This is a genomic window from Streptomyces sp. NPDC048392 (genome assembly GCF_043200575.1).
Lineage (GTDB): Bacteria > Actinomycetota > Actinomycetes > Streptomycetales > Streptomycetaceae > Streptomyces.
This window is the reverse complement of the sequence record NZ_JBICYB010000023.1, coordinates 37,459-59,881: the sequence shown is the minus strand read 5'-3', so window position 1 is coordinate 59,881 and position 22,423 is coordinate 37,459. Positions and strand designations below refer to the sequence as shown.

Annotated in this window: 17 protein-coding genes and 1 pseudogene; 6 read left to right on the top strand and 12 right to left on the bottom strand. The window is 71.4% G+C overall.

Features of this window, described 5'->3' with window-relative positions; genetic code table 11:
• Positions 1 to 71: 71 nt before the first annotated feature.
• Entirely contained in the window at positions 72 to 1,673 is a 1,602-nt protein-coding gene (locus ACGFYH_RS26270; RefSeq protein ID WP_393805629.1) for a peptide chain release factor 3, read from the bottom strand.
• Positions 1,670 to 2,113 (bottom strand): MerR family transcriptional regulator, encoded by a 444-nt coding sequence (locus tag ACGFYH_RS26265; RefSeq protein ID WP_393805628.1) that lies wholly within the window; start codon positions 2,111 to 2,113, stop codon positions 1,670 to 1,672. Before ACGFYH_RS26265 ends, ACGFYH_RS26270 begins: the two co-directional genes overlap by 4 nt.
• Before the next feature lie 617 nt (positions 2,114 to 2,730).
• Here ACGFYH_RS26265 and ACGFYH_RS26260 point away from each other — a divergent pair.
• On the top strand, positions 2,731 to 4,416 hold the full coding sequence (locus tag ACGFYH_RS26260) for a ribonuclease J (protein ID WP_393805624.1): 1,686 nt from the start codon (positions 2,731 to 2,733) through the stop codon (positions 4,414 to 4,416).
• Positions 4,417 to 4,507: 91 nt separating this feature from the next.
• Positions 4,508 to 5,224: a spermidine synthase gene (locus ACGFYH_RS26255; RefSeq protein WP_393805627.1), complete on the top strand. Its 717-nt coding sequence runs from the start codon at positions 4,508 to 4,510 to the stop codon at positions 5,222 to 5,224.
• Positions 5,225 to 5,566: 342 nt separating this feature from the next.
• Here ACGFYH_RS26255 and ACGFYH_RS26250 read toward each other — a convergent pair whose 3' ends face one another.
• Complete coding sequence (locus ACGFYH_RS26250) at positions 5,567 to 5,800, bottom strand: YrhK family protein (RefSeq protein ID WP_393805626.1); 234 nt, start codon at positions 5,798 to 5,800, stop codon at positions 5,567 to 5,569.
• Between the two features lie 179 nt (positions 5,801 to 5,979).
• Between ACGFYH_RS26250 and ACGFYH_RS26245 the strand changes: the two genes are divergently transcribed.
• Together ACGFYH_RS26245 and ACGFYH_RS26240 are read left to right on the top strand one after the other, a co-directional pair.
• Positions 5,980 to 6,168 (top strand): hypothetical protein, encoded by a 189-nt coding sequence (locus ACGFYH_RS26245; protein ID WP_393805625.1) that lies wholly within the window; start codon positions 5,980 to 5,982, stop codon positions 6,166 to 6,168.
• A gap of 499 nt (positions 6,169 to 6,667) precedes the next feature.
• The gene (locus ACGFYH_RS26240) at positions 6,668 to 7,009 is read left to right on the top strand and encodes an STAS domain-containing protein (protein ID WP_393805673.1); all 342 of its coding nucleotides are present in this window, start codon (positions 6,668 to 6,670) and stop codon (positions 7,007 to 7,009) included.
• Between the two features lie 20 nt (positions 7,010 to 7,029).
• Here the strand turns inward: ACGFYH_RS26240 and ACGFYH_RS26235 are convergent.
• A pseudogene (locus tag ACGFYH_RS26235) lies at positions 7,030 to 7,131 on the bottom strand (winged helix-turn-helix domain-containing protein); the annotation flags it as partial.
• 335 nt (positions 7,132 to 7,466) lie between these two features.
• Here ACGFYH_RS26235 and ACGFYH_RS26230 point away from each other — a divergent pair.
• Together ACGFYH_RS26230 and ACGFYH_RS26225 are read left to right on the top strand one after the other, a co-directional pair.
• On the top strand, positions 7,467 to 9,152 hold the full coding sequence (locus ACGFYH_RS26230; RefSeq protein WP_393805624.1) for a ribonuclease J: 1,686 nt from the start codon (positions 7,467 to 7,469) through the stop codon (positions 9,150 to 9,152).
• 417 nt (positions 9,153 to 9,569) lie between these two features.
• Positions 9,570 to 10,769 (top strand): phosphatidylserine decarboxylase, encoded by a 1,200-nt coding sequence (locus ACGFYH_RS26225; RefSeq protein WP_393805623.1) that lies wholly within the window; start codon positions 9,570 to 9,572, stop codon positions 10,767 to 10,769.
• Between the two features lie 185 nt (positions 10,770 to 10,954).
• Here ACGFYH_RS26225 and ACGFYH_RS26220 read toward each other — a convergent pair whose 3' ends face one another.
• The 8 genes from ACGFYH_RS26220 to ACGFYH_RS26185 all read right to left on the bottom strand — a co-directional run bounded on the left by ACGFYH_RS26220 (position 10,955) and on the right by ACGFYH_RS26185 (position 22,262).
• On the bottom strand, positions 10,955 to 11,443 hold the full coding sequence (locus ACGFYH_RS26220; RefSeq protein ID WP_393805622.1) for a GNAT family N-acetyltransferase: 489 nt from the start codon (positions 11,441 to 11,443) through the stop codon (positions 10,955 to 10,957).
• Between the two features lie 432 nt (positions 11,444 to 11,875).
• A complete protein-coding gene (locus ACGFYH_RS26215; RefSeq protein WP_393805672.1) occupies positions 11,876 to 14,092 on the bottom strand; it encodes an SWIM zinc finger family protein in 2,217 nt (738 codons plus the stop codon).
• Between the two features lie 329 nt (positions 14,093 to 14,421).
• Positions 14,422 to 17,430 carry an SNF2-related protein gene (locus tag ACGFYH_RS26210; RefSeq protein ID WP_393805621.1) on the bottom strand — a complete coding sequence of 1,003 codons (3,009 nt, stop codon included), beginning with the start codon at positions 17,428 to 17,430 and terminating at the stop codon, positions 14,422 to 14,424.
• A 146-nt stretch (positions 17,431 to 17,576) separates the two neighbouring features.
• Positions 17,577 to 18,158 carry a sugar kinase gene (locus ACGFYH_RS26205; RefSeq protein ID WP_393805620.1) on the bottom strand — a complete coding sequence of 194 codons (582 nt, stop codon included), beginning with the start codon at positions 18,156 to 18,158 and terminating at the stop codon, positions 17,577 to 17,579.
• Positions 18,155 to 19,303 (bottom strand): ROK family glucokinase, encoded by a 1,149-nt coding sequence (locus tag ACGFYH_RS26200; RefSeq protein WP_393805619.1) that lies wholly within the window; start codon positions 19,301 to 19,303, stop codon positions 18,155 to 18,157. The genes ACGFYH_RS26205 and ACGFYH_RS26200 overlap by 4 nt, the downstream gene beginning before the upstream one ends.
• Positions 19,304 to 19,393: 90 nt before the next feature.
• Complete coding sequence (locus ACGFYH_RS26195; protein ID WP_393805618.1) at positions 19,394 to 20,224, bottom strand: ATP-binding cassette domain-containing protein; 831 nt, start codon at positions 20,222 to 20,224, stop codon at positions 19,394 to 19,396.
• A complete protein-coding gene (locus ACGFYH_RS26190) occupies positions 20,221 to 21,261 on the bottom strand; it encodes an ABC transporter permease (RefSeq protein WP_393805617.1) in 1,041 nt (346 codons plus the stop codon). The genes ACGFYH_RS26195 and ACGFYH_RS26190 overlap by 4 nt, the downstream gene beginning before the upstream one ends.
• Positions 21,258 to 22,262, bottom strand: coding sequence for a sugar ABC transporter substrate-binding protein (locus ACGFYH_RS26185; protein ID WP_393805616.1), 1,005 nt, complete (start codon positions 22,260 to 22,262; stop codon positions 21,258 to 21,260). Before ACGFYH_RS26185 ends, ACGFYH_RS26190 begins: the two co-directional genes overlap by 4 nt.
• Positions 22,263 to 22,423 lie beyond the last annotated feature (161 nt).

Sequence of the window (22,423 nt, the reverse complement as noted above, 5' to 3'; positions counted from 1 at the left end):
TCCCGTCCAGCCTACTCTCACGTGAGAGGAGGCTGGACGGGTCGCGGAAGCGTGGGCAGCCGTACGACGCGCTAGTCGTGGGCGGCGATGAGGTGGGCGAGGTGGGCGTCGGGGAACTCGCGCTGGAAGGAATTGGCCTGCCAGCGGTCGGGGAAGACGGCCAGCTGAGCCTTGTCACGGATTCGGGTGAGGGCTTCGCCCTTGACGATGCGGGACCGGTTGAGTGCCTCGGCGCCGGCGGCGTCGGTGGCGCGGGCCAGGTGGTACGGGAGGCTCTCCAGCCTGACGGCGGCGGAGAATTCCCCGGCCATCCGGGCGCTGACGACGTCGAACTGCATGGGGCCGACCGCCGCCAGGACCGGTGCCTGGTCACCGCGCAGGTCGGAGACGAGGACCTGGACGACGCCTTCCTCGTCCAGCTGTGAGATCCCGCGCCGGAACTGCTTGGAGCGGCTGATGTCGACGGGGCGGACCACCGCGAAGTGCTCGGGCGCGAAGGTGGGCATCGGCGGGAAGACGGCCGCCTGTCCGGCGTACAGGGTGTCGCCGACGCGCAGGGCGGTGGCGTTGACGAGGCCGACGACGTCGCCGGGGTAGGCGACGTCGACCATGGAGCGGTCCTGGCCGAAGACGCTGTGGGCGTACTTGGTGGCGAACGGCTTGCCGGAGGCCGCGCGGGTGACCGTCATGCCACGCTCGAAGATGCCCGAGCACACCCGCATGAAGGCGATGCGGTCCCGGTGGGCGGGGTCCATGTTGGCCTGCACCTTGAACACCAGCCCGGAGAACGGCGCGCCGACCGGCCGGGTGCCACCGCCCTCCAGCTCCCGCGGGCCGGGCGGCGGTGCGAGACGGACGACGGCGTCCAGCAGCAGGCGCACGCCGATGTTGGACACGGCGGCGCCGAAGAAGACGGGCGTGGAGCGGCCCGCCAGGAACGTGTCCTGGTCGTGCACGGCGTCGTCGGCCCGCAGCAGGTCCAGTTCCTCCAGTGCCTCGCCCCAGTCGGCGCCTTCTTCCAGGGCCGCCCGGTCGGCGGACAGGCACTCCTCGACCGCTTCCTGTGCGCCGCCGGGAGCCCTGGTGTACCGGAGCATCCGGCCGGGTTCGCGTACGTCGATCAGTCCGCGCAGGTAACCCGCGTCGCCGACCGGCCAGGTGACGGGGGTCGGCTTGAGGCGGAACTCGCGCTCGATCTCGTCCAGCAGTTCCAGGGCCTCACGTCCTGGCCGGTCCCACTTGTTGATGAAGGTGATCACCGGGATGCCCCGGTGGCGGCAGACGTCGAAGAGCTTGCGGGTCTGCTCCTCCAGCCCCTTGGCCGCGTCGATCAGCATCACCGCGCAGTCCACCGCGGCCAGCACCCGGTAGGTGTCCTCCGAGAAGTCCGCGTGCCCCGGGGTGTCCAGCAGATTGAGCACGCACCCCTGGTGGGCGAACTGCAGCACCGCGGAGGTGACCGAGATGCCGCGGGCCTTCTCCATCTCCATCCAGTCCGAGGCCACGCCGCGCCGCCCGGCCTTCCCGTGCACCGCGCCCGCCGCGGTGATGGCGTGCGCGTGCAGGGCCAGGGCCTCGGTCAGCGTCGACTTGCCCGCGTCCGGATGGCTGATCACCGCGAAGGTGCGTCGCCGCGCGGCCTCACCGGCGGCCCATTCACCGTTCGGGCTCATCGCGCCGCCTCCCGACCGGCCTCGTCGGCCTCCGTCAGCCGGGCCAGGTGGCCATGCAGGGAGCGGGCGAAATCCTCGGCGGACGCCAACTGGCGCCGCAGATCGTCACACCGCGCGTCGGCTTCCACCCCATATGAACGTAGTCGTGCCACCAGTTCCTCATGTACTTGCTCGTCGGTCTCCGGCAGCGGCCCGCCGCCGTCCGGAAGCTGCTCCAGTACGTCCAGCACGGCGCGGACGTCTTCCAGGCAGAAGCCCAGCGGGCGCATGCGCCGGGCCAGCGCGAGGCGGCGTACTTCGGCCTCCGTGTAGAGGCGGAAGCCCCCGGCACTACGCTCGCTGGGCGCCACCACCCCGACATCCTCGTAGTGGCGGATGGTGCGCAGGGAGAGTCCCGTGCGCTCGGAGACCTCGCCGATCTGCATCAGTCTTCCGCCCATGGCTCACCGCCTCGCTCGATGTGCTGGCACCGTTGCCGACTACAAAGCTACCCTCTCGTTAGGGTAAGTTCGCAAGTGTGTGGAGCGGACCCCGGTGAGGCCGCCGCCTCCTCCGCCGGATCACCGCCGCATTCAACACCACCGGCACGGGCGACAGCGCCATGCCCCGAGGCCGGTGACCGCGTCAAGGTCCACCCCGTCATGTCCGGCACGCCGGGTGCGCGGCTCGCCCAGGACGGGCATGACCGCCTCCACCGTACAGCTGGGGCATGCCCCGGCAAGCACTGACCGCCCGCACAGGCGGGGATGGCTACGCTGCGGCCGGCCGTGGCGAGGGGACGTGCCGGGACACGACTTCGGTGATCACCGGGTCGGTGAGGTCCTCCTCGACCGGGACGACGTCCTGGTCGGCGTACGGTGCCGCGGTCCCAACTCGATTACGGACCTGTGGTTGTGCCGCCTCGCCGTCCGGCATCCGCGCCCCGCGGGTCCGGAGCCGCGACCGTAGGCCCCGAGGCCGGACACCCGCCCGTTCCTCGGCCTCGGGGCGTCGCCACACCCGATTCTCCGGGCAGGCCGGCGAACACCTTCGGCGGACTCTTCGGTAGCGTCAGGGTATGAGTCATCCGCATCCAGATCTGAAAGCCGCCCCGCCCCTTCCGGAAGGAGGGCTGCGGGTCATCGCCCTGGGCGGCCTGGGTGAGATCGGCCGCAACATGACCGTGTTCGAGTACGCCGGCAAGCTGCTCGTCGTGGACTGCGGCGTGCTGTTCCCCGAGGAGAACCAGCCCGGCGTGGACGTGATCCTCCCGGACTTCACCTCGATCCGGGACCGCCTCGACGACGTCGTGGCCATCGTCCTCACCCACGGCCACGAGGACCACATCGGCGGCGTGCCCTACCTGCTGCGCGAACGGCGCGACATCCCCGTCGTCGGCTCCAAGCTCACCCTCGCCTTCATCGAGGCCAAACTCAAGGAACACGGCATCCGGCCCCGCACGGTACGGGTACGGGAAGGCGACCGGCGCCGCTTCGGCCCCTTCGACTGCGAATTCGTCGCCGTCAACCACTCCATCCCCGACGGACTCGCCCTCGCCCTGCGGACGGGCGCCGGCATGGTCCTGCACACCGGCGACTTCAAAATGGACCAGTTCCCCCTCGACGACCGCATCACCGACCTGCGCGCCTTCGCCCGCCTCGGCGAGGAGGGCGTCGACCTCTTCCTCACCGACTCCACCAACGCCGAAGTCCCCGGCTTCACCACCTCCGAACGCGAACTGAACCCCGCGATCGAACAGGTGATGCGCACCGCACCCAGACGAGTCATCGTCTCCAGCTTCGCCAGCCACGTACACCGCATCCAGCAAGTCCTGGACGCCGCCCACCAGCACGGCCGCAAGGTCGCCTTCGTCGGCCGGTCCATGGTCCGCAACATGGGCATCGCCCGCGAACTGGGCTACCTCAAGGTCCCGTCCGGTCTGGTCGTCAGCACCAAGGAACTGGAAAAGCTCCCGGACCACAAGATCACCCTGGTCTGCACCGGCTCCCAGGGCGAACCCATGGCCGCACTGTCACGGATGGCCAACCGCGACCACATGATCCGCGTCGGCAAGGGAGACACGGTCCTGCTCGCCAGCTCCCTCATCCCCGGCAACGAGAACGCCATCTACCGCGTCATCAACGGCCTCACCCGATGGGGCGCCCACGTCGTCCACAAGGGCAACGCCAAAGTACACGTCTCCGGCCACGCCAGCGCCGGCGAACTCGTCTACTGCTACAACATCGTCAAACCCCGCAACGTCATGCCCGTGCACGGCGAATGGCGCCACCTGCGCGCCAACGCCGACCTCGCCATCCGCACCGGCGTCGACCCCGACCGCGTCGTCATCGCCGAGGACGGCGTCGTCGTCGACCTCGTCGACGGCCGCGCCACCATCACCGGCAAAGTACCCGCCGGCAACGTCTACGTCGACGGCACGGAAGTCGGCGGCGCCACCGAAGCCTCCCTCAAGGACCGCCTCACCCTCGCCGAAGAAGGCGTCGTCACCGTCGTCGCCCTCGTGGACGCCGACACCGGCGCCCTGACCGAAGCACCCGACTTCCTCGCCCGCGGCTTCGTCCACGACGACACCACCTTCGAACCCGTCACCCCCCTCATCGAGAAAACCCTGGCCACCGCCGCCCAGGAAGGCGTCGGAGACGCACGCCAACTCGAACAGCTCATCGCCCGCACCGTCGCCAACTGGGCATTCCGCACCCACCGCCGCAAACCCCTCGTCATCCCCGTCATCATCGACGCCTGACAGGGCTGCGCTCCAACACGACCCGGGCCGGCCGTGCCGGACGTCGCCCGGGCGGACTCTGCCAGGACACCGAAGTCAGAAGGGTGAACGGATGAACTTGCGTTTCGAGGAGATCGACTGGCAGGAGACGCCGATCGGTGACATCAGCCTGCGAAGGCGCCGCCATCCGGCAACGGGCGAGGACGTCTACGAGGTGAAACTGGGCGACGAGTACCTGATGTCCAGTCTCTTCACCTCCGGCGAGATCGCTCTGGCCGAACTGGGACTGGCGCACCTGCCGGACACCCGGCTGGACGTGGCCGTCGGCGGACTCGGACTGGGATACACCGCCCGGGCAGCGCTGGACGATCCCCGGGTGGGCACCCTCACGGTGATCGACGCACTCGCCGAAGTCATCGACTGGCACCAGCGCGGCCTGGTCCCCCTCGGCACCGCACTGACCTCGGATGCGCGCTGCAGACTGGTGCACGGCGACTTCTTCACGCTGGCCGCGGATCCCGGGGGTCTCGACCCGGCGATGCCGGGCCGTCGCTTCCACGCCATCCTGCTGGACATCGACCACTCACCGAGCCATGTGCTCAACCCCCGCCATGCCGCCTTCTACCGGCCCGACGGGCTCCGCGCTCTGGCAACGCACCTCCACCCCGGCGGAGTGTTCGCCCTGTGGTCGAACGACCCGCCGGACGAACAGTTCACCTCCGCGCTCGCGGATGCCTTCGCCGCGCCGGAGGCTCACGTCGTCGCTTTCGACAACCCCCTCCAGGGCGGCACCGCGACCAACACCGTGTACGTGGCGCACAAGGAGTAGCCGGTGTGAACAACCGATCGAGGTGGCCGTCCAGCAGTGTCCTGGCGGCCTGAGCGGTGCGCCGGCCGACCACGACCTCGTACCGAGTCCGGCTCGGGGCGAGCAGGCGGACCGCCTCGGCGTCCGGACCCGCCCCCGGTCGAGCAGACCGTCGGCCTGCGCCTGCCGCAACAGTTCGGCGAGCCGTGCCTCCGCGCGGTGGGGTCCTTCGGCACCGCCCTTGCGCCTGCTCGGCGCCATCGCCTTCGGCGCCCACCGCGTCGGCGCCGAGACTGGTCCGCGAGCCGCGGTGAGGGCGTCGGCCACCGAGGCAGGGGCGGCGTACGACACTCGCGCCGGTGGTCAGCTCTGCGTTCGCTGACGGGACTTGCGCGCATGCCGGACGAAGACCTCCCCGAGCGTACCGACGAACATGCCCAGCGAACCCACCACGAACAGCCACAGGGCGACCCGTTCCAGGCTGGGGAACAGGAAGAACACGCTTCCGATCAGGAACGCCGTGTTACCGAAGCCGCCGATGATCAGGTGGATGAACGGAAAGTCCTGGAGCAGGTATCGCTCGAGTCGGGGCAGCACGCGAACATCCCTTTCAGTCGCATCGTCCAGTGTCTGCGGGGGTGTGGGGTACCTCCCGGACCAGCGCGGGAAACACCATCAGCCTTCTCGTCTCAGCCGCTGGGTCACCGCAGGCCGCCTTCACCAGCCGACGGCTGCTTGCGGTCGCAGCGTCATCACCCGCGGCGTACACAGGTCGTATGAGCAACGACGACGATGACGTCCACCGGCCCGGCGAGATCGTGCCGGCCTCCGGGATCTACGAGTGCGACTGCGGGCGGCACCACGAGTACAGCACCGACGTCAAAGGCCACCGTTTCCCGCCGCTGCACGACCCCTGCACCGGCAGCGGCTGGAGACTCAAAACCCCCTCGCACCCCAACCCCTGACCACAAGGCCGCCCGGCACGCGCCCGGTCAGGTGCGGATCGGCGCGGCCGACGGAGATCCGAGTACGGGGGCAGGCGCAGCCCTGCCCCAGCAGTCTGTCCGCTACCGGCTGGTTCCGGCCACCGTTCCTAGCCGTGCGGCGCCTGGTTTCCCTGCTGGGCCAGGCGAGACGACGAAGACTCCGGCATATGCGATGACCGAACAGTGCTGTCTTACTCACCAAGCAGCGGATACCAGTTTTCTTCTTCCGCAAGGGCGCTTTGAGCAGCGTCTTCGGTCGGTGTTCGTGCCGATCAAGCCGCCGCACATGAGGTCATGCGGGTATCGCTGTGCGACGATGGGTGGACACGAGACCGACGGACACCGAGCGTGCCCGTCTTTGGGTTCTGGACATTGCCCCCTTTCAGGGCATCCAGCTCCCGCCATCGTCGGCTCGCTCCCTCGCAACGGGCGCTTCGCCTTTGGGCTCCCCACCCCCGTGAAGGGGGGCGTGCCCACCATGTACTTCACCATGCGTATCGACGCCACCGCCGCACACATCACCGTGCACGGAGAGATCGACTACAACACCTTGCCCACGCTGCGCAGCGCGGCTGCCGGGCTGCCGCCGGAAGTGACCGAGCTGGTCTGGGACCTGCGTGACGCCCGCTTCATGGACGTCGCCGGCCTCCACCTCCTTTTCGAACAACCGTCGCAGGAGAGCCCGCCGCGCAAGACGACCGTGAGCAATCTCGCACCCCAGCCGCTGCGGCTGCTGCTTCTCGCCGCCGAAACGAACCCCGCCCTCGAACTCGCCCGCCTGCTCCCCGACACACTCGCGGCCACCATGCTCGACGAGTGACGACCAAGCCGGAGCCGAGCCCGGTGCATGAGCCGGGTCGCCCCTGAGGCGCCGCAGGAGACGTCGAACACCCTGCCGACCAGCGTGGCCACCCTCGCCGCGGTCCATACCTGGTCCTCCACCCAGCCGTGCGCGGCCGACCCGGGCTACGGATTCGCGGCCGGCTTCTCCCGACGGCGCGGCGAAATCCGGCACCGCGACCGGCTCGGCCCACGGGAGGCCGGAGCCTGGACGCCACTGCCCCGCCACTGCCCCGCCACAGCCGGTGCCCTTGCGGCACGCGTGGCAGGCGGGCGGCCGCCGTCTCCGGCAGTGTCGTCATGACGGTCCGCGGCCGCGCGCGGAGTTCTGGCAGCCATGCAGGCCGGCAGCCGCCGCGGGCGCCGTGCTGCGTCGGAGGGAGAGATCCGCACAGGCGATGGATCATCTCGTTCCGCTCTCCGGGTACCGTCAGGGTATGAGTCATCCGCATCCAGATCTGAAAGCCGCCCCGCCCCTTCCGGAAGGAGGGCTGCGGGTCATCGCCCTGGGCGGCCTGGGTGAGATCGGCCGCAACATGACCGTGTTCGAGTACGCCGGCAAGCTGCTCGTCGTGGACTGCGGCGTGCTGTTCCCCGAGGAGAACCAGCCCGGCGTGGACGTGATCCTCCCGGACTTCACCTCGATCCGGGACCGCCTCGACGACGTCGTGGCCATCGTCCTCACCCACGGCCACGAGGACCACATCGGCGGCGTGCCCTACCTGCTGCGCGAACGGCGCGACATCCCCGTCGTCGGCTCCAAGCTCACCCTCGCCTTCATCGAGGCCAAACTCAAGGAACACGGCATCCGGCCCCGCACGGTACGGGTACGGGAAGGCGACCGGCGCCGCTTCGGCCCCTTCGACTGCGAATTCGTCGCCGTCAACCACTCCATCCCCGACGGACTCGCCCTCGCCCTGCGGACGGGCGCCGGCATGGTCCTGCACACCGGCGACTTCAAAATGGACCAGTTCCCCCTCGACGACCGCATCACCGACCTGCGCGCCTTCGCCCGCCTCGGCGAGGAGGGCGTCGACCTCTTCCTCACCGACTCCACCAACGCCGAAGTCCCCGGCTTCACCACCTCCGAACGCGAACTGAACCCCGCGATCGAACAGGTGATGCGCACCGCACCCAGACGAGTCATCGTCTCCAGCTTCGCCAGCCACGTACACCGCATCCAGCAAGTCCTGGACGCCGCCCACCAGCACGGCCGCAAGGTCGCCTTCGTCGGCCGGTCCATGGTCCGCAACATGGGCATCGCCCGCGAACTGGGCTACCTCAAGGTCCCGTCCGGTCTGGTCGTCAGCACCAAGGAACTGGAAAAGCTCCCGGACCACAAGATCACCCTGGTCTGCACCGGCTCCCAGGGCGAACCCATGGCCGCACTGTCACGGATGGCCAACCGCGACCACATGATCCGCGTCGGCAAGGGAGACACGGTCCTGCTCGCCAGCTCCCTCATCCCCGGCAACGAGAACGCCATCTACCGCGTCATCAACGGCCTCACCCGATGGGGCGCCCACGTCGTCCACAAGGGCAACGCCAAAGTACACGTCTCCGGCCACGCCAGCGCCGGCGAACTCGTCTACTGCTACAACATCGTCAAACCCCGCAACGTCATGCCCGTGCACGGCGAATGGCGCCACCTGCGCGCCAACGCCGACCTCGCCATCCGCACCGGCGTCGACCCCGACCGCGTCGTCATCGCCGAGGACGGCGTCGTCGTCGACCTCGTCGACGGCCGCGCCACCATCACCGGCAAAGTACCCGCCGGCAACGTCTACGTCGACGGCACGGAAGTCGGCGGCGCCACCGAAGCCTCCCTCAAGGACCGCCTCACCCTCGCCGAAGAAGGCGTCGTCACCGTCGTCGCCCTCGTGGACGCCGACACCGGCGCCCTGACCGAAGCACCCGACTTCCTCGCCCGCGGCTTCGTCCACGACGACACCACCTTCGAACCCGTCACCCCCCTCATCGAGAAAACCCTGGCCACCGCCGCCCAGGAAGGCGTCGGAGACGCACGCCAACTCGAACAGCTCATCGCCCGCACCGTCGCCAACTGGGCATTCCGCACCCACCGCCGCAAACCCCTCGTCATCCCCGTCATCATCGACGCCTGAGCGACAGCCCGGCAACACGACCCCGGGCCGGCCCGCGGTCGTGTCGAGACAGACCGCTTCCAGGACACCGACCGTGTGCCGGGCGCCGACGCCCACCGGTATGCGGAGACGACAGCGGCAGGTAGCCGAGCCGGGCCTCCGCCGGGCGTCGTAGGTGGCGAAGTCGCCCGGGTCGGCTGACCATGGAGATGACGAGGGGCCGGGCCGAAGCGACCCGCCCAGTTCACCGGAGAAGCCGCTCGCCTTCGGCCACGCGGACGGTTGCGCGGTGCCACCAGCGAGTTCGCCTCGGTGGCACCCACTGCCAGGCGCCTCGGCCGACCGTCGGCCGCGCCTGAGGCGTGATGGTCCGGGCAGTCGATACGCAGAGGCCGGAGAAGCCGCTGCCGTCCGAGCTACCGCCGAGGAGGGTGCCCCATGAAAGGGCCCGACCATGTCGTCCACGCTCTGCAAGCGACCATCGACCGTGAGGACCGCGACCTCGGGACATTGATCGAGAGGTCCTTGCGGAAAGCCAGAGAAGTCGCCGAGGCCGAGCTGAACACGGAGCTGCTCGACGCGCTCGACTGGCCGCAGTCCCTCCCGGACTACTACGCCTATCTCAAGCGCTTCATCCGGTGGGTGCCGCGCCAGTCCGACGCGGCGGCGTGGAAGAAGACGGCTCCGGAGCAACGGTACGCCAGAGAGGTCAGCGACCGCCTGGCCCACTTCTTCTGGCTGATCGACCAGAAGGTGGACGACGGCCGGACCTCCATCGCCGAGAACTCGGACTCGTTCCGAGAGTGGCTCACCACGTTCGCCCGCCAATGGGGCAGCTTCCTGGACACCACGGAGTCCTTCAGCCCGGAGATTCTGGACTCGTTCATCCGAGACGCGCCCGAATACAACGTCGACGAATCTCTGGTGGACGGCCGTCCGAACACGCCCAGCGGCTGGTTGACCTTCAACCAGTTCTTCGCCCGGGAGCTCAACCCCGGTCTGCGGCCCGTGTGCGAGCCCGCGAACAACATGGTCGTGACCTCGCCGGCCGACTGCAGATTCCGGCATTCCTACGGCATCGACGAGTCGTCCAACGTCCCACGCGTCACGGTCAAGGAGACGCACCACTACGGCAACATCCGGCAGCTCATCGAGGGCAGCCAATACGCCGACGCCTTCGCCAACGGCACCTTCGCCCACTACATGCTGCCGCCCTCGGCCTACCACCGCTACCACGTACCGGTCTCCGGGTTGGTCAAGGAGTCGTACGTGACCAGCGGGAAGGTCTTTCTGCAGGTCGACCTCGAGGACCACGAGCTCGTCTCCAAGGACAGCGCCCAGAGCGGTTACGAGTTCTCCCAGACCAGGGGCGTCCTCACCCTTGACACCTCGGGATCGGACCACGGTGACCTGGGCATCGTCGCAGTCGTCCCGGTGGGCATGGCCCACGTCGCGTCGGTGAATCTCACCACGGTCGCGGGCACCCACGTGACCAAAGGCGAGGAGTTCGGCTATTTCCAGTTCGGGGGCTCCGACATCATCGTTCTGTTCCAGGACGGTGCTGCTCCGGAGGTGAGTACCGACGACGGACTCCGGCATGTCGGCTCGGTCATCGCGCGATGCCATCCGATCGCCTGACCGGAGTCGGAGTCCCGGGCCCGCCGCCCGGTGGGCTTCGTCCGCTTGCGTCGGGTGTCCGTTCGTTCACGCACCGCTCGGCGTCCGCGAAGTTCGCGGCGGTGCCCGCGGGGCGTACGAGAGTCCGTGCCACTCCTCGGCTCCCGCAAGCCGGACACCGGTGCACCGCCGACCGCCGCACCGCGTCATCCCGGAGGAATGCGGAACTCGAATTCCGGACGGTCCCACGGCACGGCCGGCGGGTCCGCGAACGCTGTCCCGGTCCGCACCGCGCCGACGCGGTGGTAGAAGTCCTCGGCGGGACGGTGCGACACGACCTTGACACGGTCGAGCCCGGCGGCACGGGCCTCGCGCCGCATGTGCGCGACGAGCAGCCGACCAATACCCCGTCCCTGCACTTCGTCGGCGACGAACAGCAGGTCGAGCTCCGGTGGAGCGAGGACGAGCGAGTAGAACCCGAGAACCCGGCCCCCTTGCTCGTCGGCGCCGACGGCCACGAAGACGCGGTGGGCCTCGATGTAGTCGGGACCCACCCGGTAGCCCGCGACCGCGGCTGCGTACTTACCCTCGTAGGCGCCCGAGCCACGCACGAGCCGCGTGAGCCGTTTGGCGTCCCGCGCGACGGCCCTCCGTATCGTGATCGGCAGGCCGATCGGGGAAGTGCGTGGCCTCATCGGGAGAGTATCTCGCACCGAGGGGTGCCTTCGTGCGGCGGTAGGGCTGCTCACGCGGGCGCTCCCGCGACGCTTCCCCCGAGTTGCGTTCTTCGGCCTGCTCTCCGGTGTCCGTGTCACCACCGCGGCGACCCGCTCGTCCCTCACCGGCCGCGGACCACCCGGGGCACTGTGGACGACCCGGCCCCGCCGCCACCCGCTCAGGACGCCGGCACGGGCGGTCTTCGGTCCGTAGTCGGTAGTCGGTAGTCGGTAGTCGGTAGTCGGTGGGGCCGGTGATCCCCGAGCGTCTTGTCAGACGGTCCGTTCGGGTCGCCGGTTTCACCGGGACGACGGCTGTCAGGCCCTCGCCGCCCGGGTACGGGCCGCGCTCCTGATCCGCGATCGCCGAGGACGACGTGCCAGGGCACCGCGTCTGCCACGCCCCCGCGGTCAGACGTCGCCGGGTCCGCCCAGACCGGTGAGCGCGCCGACCGGGTCGAGGTCGGGGGTACCGCGCGGCCACCAGTCCTCGCGGTCGGGCTCCGACTCGTAGGCGTACCAGAGACCTGCTCGGCCGAGCCTCAGCTGGGCGTGGCCCCGGGGGTGGGTGAGGCGGTTGCGCCAGGGGCGGAAGGCGGGGAGGTCGGCGGCGAGCAGCAGGGGGCGGGCGCGGTCGAAGCGGCCGGCCGGTGGGTCCCAGGTGTCCTCCAGGACGTCGAGACCCTCCGGCCCGCCCTGCCGCCAGGCGGCCACGGCACGCGCCAGCTCCGCCGGGTCGCGGCCGGCGGCCGAGGCGAGGGACGCGTAGAGCGCGCGGGTGCCGGCGGTGAGGCCGGAGCCGGGGCGTGCCGCGGCGAGGCGGACGGCGTCCTGCCACAGGGTCAGTCCGCCGACCGGGTCACGCCCGGTGGTGAGCAGGGCGTGGGCCCTGGCGGCCGCTTCGGTGGCCAACTGGTCCAGCGCGAAGGGGTCGGGACCGCCCGGCGCGGCCGGGTAGGCCGGTGGCTGTTCGGGGTGCGGCGGCGTGGGCAGCGGCGCGGGGAGGGGTGGCAGGGTCCGGCGGGACAGGGCTTCTCCCGCGCGGACGCCGGGCAGGGGTGCGGGTCCGCGGTCCTGCGCCGCGCGAGCCGCGCGGGCGGCGTTCAGCCGGGACAGGGCGTCGAGCAACTCGCGTTCGCCACGACCGCGCAGCAGCAGCAGGACGAAGGGGTCGGCGTCGAGCAGACGTGCCGTCTGGTAGCACAGGGCGGCGGCGTGCTTGCAGGGGTGCCCGGAGTCGGGGCAGCTGCACTGCGGGGCGAGGTCGCCGGGGCCGGGGAGCAGCGGGACGCCGCGGTCGGCCAGGTCGGCCAGGGAGTGCGGCAGCTCCTTGTCGAGAAGGGCGGCGATGTGCCCGGGGCGTTCGACGGCCGCGTCCAGGAACCGCTCCCAGTCGGCGTCGTCCAGCGTCCGCAGCCGTACCTGGACGCGGTACGGCCGGGCGCGGCTGCCCTGCACGTAGGCGAGGACCAAGCCGGGCGTCACGGTGATGGCGTCGACGTGGCCCCGCTCGGCGTACCCGCGCCCGCGCTCCAGCCGCGCGGCGTCCAGGGCGCCCTTCTCCAGCGCGGTCACCCACGCGTTTCCCCACCAGGTTCCGGCGAAGCCCTCGTCCTCGGCCGTCCGGGGCGGAAGCGCGGGGAAGGTGCGCCGGAGCTCCCCGTCCCGGTCCGGGGCCGCCATCGAGCGGGGGGCGCGGGGTGTCGCGGGCGGTGCGGAGGGGGCCCGGTCGCGGGCCGCCGGGGGTGAGGCCGGCTGGCGTGGGCTCGGCGGTCGTGGGCTCTCCGGTCTCTCCGGTCGTGGGGCCGACTGGTGGGGAGACGATGGCTGGTGCGGCGACATGGGCGAGGGCCACCGCTCGGCGCCGGACACCGGACCTTCGACGCCCACCGTGTGCGCGGCGCGCGGGGAGTCGGCGGTGGTTCCGGCGGCCGTGCCCGAGCCGGGCGACGGGTCCGGCTCCGGACGCGACGTCAGACGCGGCCGCGGCTCCGGACGCGGCTCCAGAGACGGTCCGGGCTCCGGACGCGGCTCCGGCTCCAGACGCGGCTCCGGCTCCAGACGCGGCTCCGGCTTCGGATGCGGCTCCGGATGCCGTGCCACCCGGCTCTCGGCGGAGGACGCATCGGTCGGCGCTCCCGGTACCGGAGCCTCGGCCTCCGCGGCCTGGTCGGCCTCCGGGGGCAGGCGGAACGCGTCCGCGACGAAGTCCCTTACGGCACGGGCGCGGGCGTCGGCGGCGCCCGAACCGCCGCCCGGCCGCTGACGAACGGCCGGGCTGGAGGGCCTCCGTGCCGTCACCGCGGCCCCCGCCGCGGTGTCCGCCTTCGCCTGCCGACGGGCCGCCCGCAACGCCTCCCGCGCCACATCCGCCGGTCGGCTGTCGCCCCCGTCCGCCGCGCCGGGGCCGTCCGCCGCGTGGCCGAATCGGTCCGCCTCGCCGGAGACTGTCGTCTCGGCCGGGGCAGCCGTCCCGGCGGGGGCAATCGGTCCGGCGGGGGCAGCCGGCCCGGCCGAGGCAGCCGGCCCGGCAGGGGCAGCCGGCCCGGCGGGGGCAGCCGGCCCGGCGGGGGCAGCCGGCCCGGCGGGGGCAGCCGCCTCTTCGGGCCGGGATGCCCCCTCTTCCATTCCCGGGGCTTCACCTCGCCCTGCCGCGCTGCCTGCGCCGCCGTCCGTCCCCGCACGCCGTGCGGTCCGCGCGCCGCGGAGCGCCGCACGTGCGATGTCCCCGGGGCGCGGCTCGCTGTGCTCACCGGCTTTTCGGTCCAGGTCGTGCGCCGGCACCCGCCACTGACCCTGCGCCGGCTCGGCGGAGACGGCGTCCGTATCCGTGTCCGCGTCCGCGCACACGTCCGCGTTCGCGTCCGCAGTGGCATCGGCGGCGCGGTCGGGCGCCCCCTCGCCGCGCTCACGTGCCTCCCGCAGGGCGCGGCGGGCCTCGTCGGCGGGCCTCGGGGTCATGACGGCCTCCGCAGGGAGACGAGGTCGGACAGTTCACGGGCCGTCAGCTCGGTGAGGGCCGACTCTCCGGAACCGAGGATCGCGTCGGCGAGGGCACGCTTGGCCTGGAGCATCTCGGCGATGCGGTCCTCGACCGTACCCTCGGTGATGAGCCGGTGGACCTGGACCGGCTGGGTCTGGCCGATGCGGTAGGCGCGGTCGGTGGCCTGTTCCTCCACGGCCGGGTTCCACCAGCGGTCGAAGTGCACGACGTGGCCGGCGCGGGTCAGGTTCAGGCCGGTGCCGGCGGCCTTCAGGGACAGGACGAGGACGGGGGTCGCCCCGCTCTGGAAGCGGTCCACCATGCGCTCCCGCTCCGGCACCGGCGTACCGCCGTGCAGCAGGTCGACCGGGACCGCGCGGTCGGCCAGGTGCGAGGTGATGAGGCGGGCCATGCCGACGTACTGCGTGAAGACGATCGCCGAGCCGTCTTCCGCGAGCACCGTGTCCAGCAGCTCGTCCAGCAGGGCGAGTTTGCCCGAGCGGGCGGTCATCCGGTCGGCCCCGCCCGGCGGGTGCTCCTCCCTGAGGAACAGGGCGGGGTGGTCGCAGATCTGCTTCAGCGAGGTCAGGAGCTTGAGGACCAGGCCCCGGCGGCCCATGCCCTCGGCCGTCTCGATGGCGAGCATCGACTCGCGTACCACCGCCTCGTACAGCGCCGCCTGTTCGCGGGTGAGCGGGACGGGGTGGTCCGTCTCGGTCTTCGGGGGCAGCTCGGGGACGATGCCCGGGTCGGACTTCCTGCGGCGCAGCAGGAAGGGGCGAAGAAGCCGCGCGAGGCGCTCCACCGCCTGCTCGTCCTCGCCGTTCTCCACCGCGCGTGCGTGCCGGGCGCGGAAGGACTTCAGGGGACCGAGGAGCCCGGGGGTGGTCCAGTCGAGCAGCGCCCACAGCTCGGAGAGGTTGTTCTCCACGGGAGTGCCGGTCAGGGCCACGCGTGCCGGGGACGGGATCGTGCGCAGGGCCTTCGCCGTCGCCGAGTACGGGTTCTTCACGTGCTGGGCCTCGTCCGCGACGACCATGCCCCAGTCCCGCTCGGCCAGTGTCGTGGCGGCGGATCGCATCGTGCCGTAGGTGGTGAGGACGAAGCCGCCGGTCAGGTCGTCGAGGGTGCGGTCGGGGCCGTGGAAGCGGCGGACCGGGACGCCGGGCGCGAACCGGTTGATCTCCCGCTGCCAGTTGCCCAGCAGGGAGGCCGGGCAGACCACCAGGGTCGGTTCGGTGCGGGCCCGTGCGAGGTGCAGGGCGATGACGGTGACGGTCTTGCCGAGGCCCATGTCGTCGGCGAGGCAGCCGCCGAGACCGAGTGAGGTCATGAGGTCGAGCCAGGCCAGGCCGCGCAGCTGGTAGTCGCGGAGGGTGGCGTGCAGGCCGGGCGGCGGTTCGGCGGGTTGTACGCCCGCCGTGAGCCGGTCGCGCAGGGCGGCCAGCGCGCCGACGGGCAGCACGTCGACCGTCTCGCCGTCGGCCTCCGCGCTGCCGGAGAGGGCGACGGAGAGTGCGTCGACCGGGTCGAGCAGACCCAGGTCGCGCTTGCGTGCCCTGCGGACGAGCGCCGGGTCGACCAGCACCCATCGGTCGCGGAGCCGGACGACCGGGCGGTGGGCCTCCGCGAGCATGTCCATCTCGGCCTCGGTGAGCGGGTCGCCGCCGATCGCCAGTTGCCAGCGGAACTGGAGGAGGTCTTCGCTCTCGAAGAAGCCCGTGCCGTCGGTCGCGGAGCCGGGCGCGGTCCTGACCACCGCGGTCGCCGTGAGGTCCTGCGCCAGGTCGCGGGGCCAGTGCACGGCGACCCCGGCGGCGGCGAGCCGGCCGGCCGCCACGCCCAGCAGGTCGGTGACCTCCTCCTCTGACAGGCCGAGTACGTCGGGCACGTCCTGCTCGGTGAGCCGGTCGAGCGGCGGCCAGACCCGCGCCGCGCGCCGCACCGCCAGCGCGGTGTCCACCCGTGCGCGGGCGCCGAAGGCCGCGTCGGCCGCCCCCGACCACAGGTCCGCCGCGTCGGCCACGAGGGTGGGGTCCGCGAGGCTGTGCACCTGGACGATCGCCGCACCCGCGCTGCGTACGCCGACGCTGCCCCCGGCTCCTCCGTCCGCGGCCGCGTCCCCGTCCCGGTCGAACAGGTCGTACGCCGACAGGTCGAGGCGGAGCGAAATCCGCAGGCCCGCGTCCATGCCGGCGGCGACCTCGGCGGCCCAGTCGTGGGCGTCGGGCAGGCGCTGGGCCTCCCGTGCGGCGAACGGCCGGCCCGAGGCGTGGGGCGCGGCCGGAGTGCGGGGCAGGGTATCGGCGACCGCGTCCAGGAAGGCCCGGATCAGGGCTTCCGGCTCGGGCAACCGGATCGGGCCGGGGCCGTCGAGCGGCACCGCGTGGCCCTCCGGGGGCAGGGCGGCGGCCACGGCCCGCAGGTGCGCGATGTCCTCGGCATCGAGGGGGCCCGCCCGCCAGGCGTCGTGCCCGGTCGCGGTCAGGCCGGGCAGCAGCCGGCCGCGCGCGGTGAGCCGCAGGGCGTGCTGGGCCGCCGCGCCCCAGCAGGCGGTGGCCGGGTGGGCGGCCGGGTCGTGCCGGGCGCCCACCAGGAGAGGCAGCGCCTCGACGAGCGGCAACGACAGCGCGGGCGTCGTCCTGCGCCGCACCCCGGCGCCGTGCCGCCGCACGACTGTCAGTTCCCTGAGGCCGGCCGGTCGGTCTCCGTCCCCGGCAGGCACTCCGGTGGTGGCGTCGGTCCCGTGTGCGGACAGAGCGGAGGTGACGGGGCCGCCGTCCGGGTCCCAGAAGACGATCCGTCCCTCACGCGGGAGGGGCGCGGGCAGGAAGATGGCCGCGAGCCGGACGGGGACGGGCGCAGGCGCCCCATCTGACCGCCTCGTCCCCCCGGGCTCTCCCCGCTCCCCCGCCCGCCCGGCAGCCACGGCGTCCACCGCGTCCACCTTGTCCGCCACGCCCGCCACGACCATGTCGCCCATACGTCCTGTCACCTCCCCGCCCGTCTGCCGTATCAGATGTCTTCGACTTTACGGGCGGGGTCTGACAATCGGCTCCGACGGCCTCCCGGGTCGGGACAGAACCGGCTGGACACAACCGGACAGGCCAGGACCGGACGCGCCAGGTCCTACGGAACCGTGTGCGAGACGACGTACACCATCGGGTAGTCCGGGTTGTCCATGTTCACGACGACGTCCTGCGTCGGCGCCGGGTCCCGCTGCTCGTTGACGACGCCCCACCAGGATCCGGAGCCGGCGAACTCCCAGCCGGTGACCCGCTGGGCGCGGTCGCTGATCGCGATCTTGTCCTTCTTCAGCGCGTCCCGGTCCACGCCCAGCCCCGCCAGGAAGACGTCGAGACCGGCACCGGTGGTCTCGAACTGGACGTAGAGCCGGCTGGTCTTCCAGTTGTTCGTCTCGTAGTACGCGACCTCTTCGGCCGGGACCGGGACGGGCACCTCGTAGATGCGGCGCTGCAGCTTGGACGGCCAGCCCTCGGTCATGCCGGTCGCCGCGTACTTCGCCTCCTTGTCCCTGCCGCTGTCACGGCTCTGGTTGGCGGAGACGACCAGGTAGCCGGCCGGGACGCCGATGAGCAGCACGATGATCAGCAGGGTGAGCGAACGGCGGCGGATCACGTGCCGACGGTCCTTCGCCGGGAGGCCGGTCTCCTCCGGGGGACCGGCCTGGTGGGGCAGCGATTCCGTCACAGCGACTCCCGGGACGTGCGGCGGGCCTCGGCGTAGCGCTCGTAGCGCTCGTACCGCTCCACCCGGCGCCGCTTGGCCCGGCGGAACCTCCGGGCGACCAGCCGGGCCAGGTCGGCGGCGCCCACCATGCCGGCCTCGGGACCGAGCTGGGCGCGGACGATGCGGGCCTCGGGCCGGTAGCCGCGGCCGGTGAGCTGGCGTTTGAAGGCGTCGCGGGCGGGGCCGATCAGCAGGTCGTCGGCGGCGCTGACCCCGCCGCCGATCACGAAGCAGGACGGGTCGAGGGCCGCGGCGAGGTTCGCGATGCCGACGCCGAGCCACTGTCCGATGTCCTGGAGCAGCTCGATGCACATGGCGTCGCCGTCGCGGGCCAGCTCGGTGATCATCGGGCCGGTGATGTCGCCGATGCTGCCCTTGACGTGCTCGATGATCCCGTACGCCACCGGCGAGTCCGCGGCCGCCAGCTCTCGGGCCTCCCTGACCAGTGCGTTCCCGGAGCTGTACTGCTCCCAGCAGCCGCGGTTGCCGCACGGGCAGCGGTGGCCCCCGGGGACGACCTGCATGTGCCCGAACTCACCGGCGACGCCGTACTTGCCGCGCTTGACCTGGCCGTCCTCCAGGATCGCGCCGCCGATGCCGGTGCCGAGCGTGATCATGACGAGGTGGTCCTCACCGCGGCCGGCGCCGAAGCGCCACTCGGCCCAGGCGGCGGTGTTGGCGTCGTTGTCCACCAGGACGGGGACGGCGAGACGGCCGGCGATGCGGTCGCGCAGCGGTTCGTTGCGCCAGGACAGGTGGGGGGCGAACAGCACGCGGTTGCGGTCGGCGTCGACCCAGCCGGCCGCGCCGATGCCCACGGCGTGCACGTCGTGCCGGTCGGAGAGGTCCAGGACCAGCTCGACGATCGTGTCCTCGACGACCTTCGGGCTCTTGGACTTGTCCGGGGTCTCCGCGCGGAGCTTCTCCAGGATGTTGCCGTCGGCGTCGACGACACCCGCCATGACTTTCGTGCCGCCGATGTCGATGCCGACCGTGGGCACCCTGGGTGCCGTGAGGTGCGAGCGGCGTTCCCGCGTGCCCACGGTGCGCAGGACCGGGGCGCGGCGGGAGCCGATGGGGGCGGTGAAGTCGCGGTAGGTGCTCATCGGGTGCGATTGTGCCGCACGGCTGTGCCGGGTGCCGAATGGGACAGGGGCCGGGGGCTTGGTTCGTCGCCGGGTGCGGCTGGGTCGTGGTTACTCGCGCGGTTCCCCGCGTCCCTGCGTGCGCTGCAGCTCATGGCGTAGATCGTCCAGCTCGTTTCCGCCTGCCATCTGCCTCGTCAGCTCGTCCAGCGTGATGTCCTCGCGCTCGTGGTTGCCCACCATGGTGCCGCGCTGCAGCAGCACGAACCTGTCGCCGACCATGTACGCGTGATGCGGGTTGTGGGTGATCAGCACAACACCCAGGCCCTGGTCGCGTGCCGCCGCCACATACTTCAGGACCACGCCGGACTGCTTCACGCCCAGCGCCGCCGTCGGTTCGTCCAGCACCAGGACCTTCGCGCCGAAGTGCACCGCGCGGGCGATCGCCACGCACTGGCGCTCGCCCCCGGAGAGGGTGCCGATGGGCTGGTCGACGTCGCGCAGGTCGATGCCCATGCGCAGGAGTTCCGCGTGGGTCGTGCGGCGCATGAGGCCGACGTCCATGCGCTTGAACGGTGCGACGCCCTTGCGCGGCTCGGAACCCAGGAAGAAGTTCCGCCAGACCGGCATGAGCGGGACGACGGCCAGATCCTGGTGGACGGTGGCGATGCCGCGGTCCAGGGCCTCGCGCGGGGAGGACAGGCGGGTCTCCTCTCCGTCGAGGGCGAGGGTGCCGCCGTCGTGCCGGTGCAGACCGGCGATGATCTTGATGAGGGTGGACTTGCCGGCACCGTTGTCGCCCAGCACGCAGGTGATCTCGCCGGCGTGGACCTGCAGGGACACGCCTTCGAGGGCGCGTACGTTGCCGTAGTTCTTGCTGACGCCGGACAGCTCGACGAGCGCCGTACGGCTGCGCGGCGTACCGCTTGCGGTCTGCGTCACTTGGTGGCCTCCGCGCGCTTGCGGACCCAGGCGTTGAGCAGGGTCGCGAGGAGCAGCATCGCTCCGAGGAAGAACTTGAACCAGTCGGGGTTCCACTCGGCGAAGACGATGCCCTTGCTGGTCATGCCGAAGATGAAGGCACCGACCGCCGAGCCGACGGCGCTGCCGTGGCCGCCGGTGATCAGGCAGCCGCCGATGACGGCCGCGATGATGTAGATCAGCTCGTTGCCGACGCCCTCGCCGGACTGGACGACGTCGTAGGAGAAGAGCAGGTGCTGGCCGGAGATCCAGGCGCCGAATCCCACGCCCATGTAGAGGCCGATCTTGGTCCTGGTGACCGGGACGCCGACCGCGCGGGCGGCGTCCTTGTTGCCGCCGACCGCGAAGATCCAGTTGCCGGCGCGGGTGCGCAGCAGGATCCAGCTGGCGACGGCGACCAGGGCGAGCCACCACAGGATGGTCACCTTGAAGCCGACGCCGCCGACGGTGATCGTGGAGGCGAAGACGTCCCGGGCGGAGGGGAAGCCCTCCATGTCGGCGATCGTCTTGGTGGAGACGGTGCCGTCGATCAGCTTGGTGAAGCCCAGGTTCAGGCCGGTCAGCATGAGGAAGGTGCCGAGCGTGATGATGAAGCTGGGCAGTTTCGTGCGGGTGAGCATGAAACCGTTGAAGGCGCCGATCGCCAGGGTGACCAGCAGGGACACGCCGACGCCGACCCAGACGTCGGCGGTCGTCTGGTAACTGACCATCGATGACACCAGGGCCGACGAGGTGACCATGACGCCCGCGGACAGGTCGAACTCGCCGCCGATCATCAGCAGCGCCACCGGGACGGCCATGATGCCGATCGTGGAGGCGGCGTAGAGCACCGTGCTGAGGCTGGAGGCGCGCAGGAAGCTGTCGGCGAGGAGCGCGAAGAAGACGAAGACGGCGATCGCGCCGACGACGGAACCCAGCTCGGGGCGGCCCAGGAGTCTCCGCAGCGGAGAGGTCTGCAGAATCCTTTCGTCTGCCCCCTTCGCCTGCGTGGCGCTCATCGTGTGCCGCGCTTCGTGTAGTCGGCCAGCGCGGCGGCGTCGTCCTTGGTGATGATCTGCGGTCCGGTGAGCACCGGACGGCCGCCGCCGAGGACGTCGGCGTTGTACTTGTACAGCCACAGCAGGTCCACGGCCTCGTAACCCTGGAGGTAGGGCTGCTGGTCGACGGCGAAGCCGAGGGTGCCGTCCGCCAGTCCGGCTGCCACCTTGGCGTTGAGGTCGAAGGTGTCGATCTCGGCCTTGCTGCCGGCGCCCCGCTTGGCCTTCACGGCGGTGTCGGCGTAGGGGGCTCCCAGGGTGACCACGGCGTCGACGGCCTTGTCGGTCTGGAGCTTGGCCTCGATGGCGGACTGCACGTCCGGCATGCTGGTGCCGTTGACGTAGAGCCGCTGGACCTTGCCGTCGAAGGTCTTCTCCACTCCGTCGCAGCGCTGCTCGTGACCGACGTTGCCCTGCTCGTGGAGCACACAGAGGGCCTGCTCGCGGCCCCGCGCGTTCAGTTCCCCGCCGACGGCCTCGCCCGCGATCGTCTCGTCCTGGCCGACGTGGGTGAGGGCGCCGAACCTCCTGGACTCCTCGGAGCCGGAGTTCACGGTGATCACCGGGATGCCCGCCTTGCGCGCGCGGGCGAGGGCCGACCTCATCGCGTCGGGCTTGGCGAGCGTGACGACGATGCCGTCGACCTTCTTGTCGACGGCCGCGTCCACGAGCTGGGCCTGCTGCTGTGCCTCGTCGTCGTGGGAGTACAGGAAATTGATGTTGTCCTTGACCGCGGCCTGCTCGGCGCCGCTCTGGACGATGTCCCAGAAGGTGTCGCCATCGCCCGAGTGGGTGATCATCGCGAAGGTCCAGCGGGGGGTGTCGACCGCCGCCCCGCCCTGGGCCGACGCGGCCTTGCGGGCGTCCTCGGCGCGCTTGCCGCCGGTGCTGCTGCAGCCGGCCAGGGACACCGAGAGTGCCCCTGCCAGCGCGATGCCCACCCATGTCCGAAACCGTGCCACGAGGCCGTGCCCTTCTCGCTGTGCCGTGCTGTGCTCGGGGGGGGGGGGGGGGGGGGCGCCCCCCCCCCGGGCGGGCCCAGGAAACCCCCAACCCCCAATTTACCACACACAAACCGACCCCAATCCACCCGGTACCCGCACGCGGTACCAATGTGCGGACA

Coding starts and splice junctions, on each gene's coding strand:
- ACGFYH_RS26270 (WP_393805629.1), bottom strand. CDS start 1,673: ATGAGCCCGAACGGTGAATGGGCCGCCGGTGAGGCCGCGCGGCGACGC.
- ACGFYH_RS26215 (WP_393805672.1), bottom strand. CDS start 14,092: ATGGAAGAGGGGGCATCCCGGCCCGAAGAGGCGGCTGCCCCCGCCGGG.
- ACGFYH_RS26255 (WP_393805627.1), top strand. CDS start 4,508: ATGAACTTGCGTTTCGAGGAGATCGACTGGCAGGAGACGCCGATCGGT.
- ACGFYH_RS26230 (WP_393805624.1), top strand. CDS start 7,467: ATGAGTCATCCGCATCCAGATCTGAAAGCCGCCCCGCCCCTTCCGGAA.
- ACGFYH_RS26210 (WP_393805621.1), bottom strand. CDS start 17,430: ATGGGCGACATGGTCGTGGCGGGCGTGGCGGACAAGGTGGACGCGGTG.
- ACGFYH_RS26245 (WP_393805625.1), top strand. CDS start 5,980: ATGAGCAACGACGACGATGACGTCCACCGGCCCGGCGAGATCGTGCCG.
- ACGFYH_RS26260 (WP_393805624.1), top strand. CDS start 2,731: ATGAGTCATCCGCATCCAGATCTGAAAGCCGCCCCGCCCCTTCCGGAA.
- ACGFYH_RS26190 (WP_393805617.1), bottom strand. CDS start 21,261: ATGAGCGCCACGCAGGCGAAGGGGGCAGACGAAAGGATTCTGCAGACC.
- ACGFYH_RS26225 (WP_393805623.1), top strand. CDS start 9,570: ATGAAAGGGCCCGACCATGTCGTCCACGCTCTGCAAGCGACCATCGAC.
- ACGFYH_RS26265 (WP_393805628.1), bottom strand. CDS start 2,113: ATGGGCGGAAGACTGATGCAGATCGGCGAGGTCTCCGAGCGCACGGGA.
- ACGFYH_RS26220 (WP_393805622.1), bottom strand. CDS start 11,443: ATGAGGCCACGCACTTCCCCGATCGGCCTGCCGATCACGATACGGAGG.
- ACGFYH_RS26240 (WP_393805673.1), top strand. CDS start 6,668: ATGTACTTCACCATGCGTATCGACGCCACCGCCGCACACATCACCGTG.
- ACGFYH_RS26200 (WP_393805619.1), bottom strand. CDS start 19,303: ATGAGCACCTACCGCGACTTCACCGCCCCCATCGGCTCCCGCCGCGCC.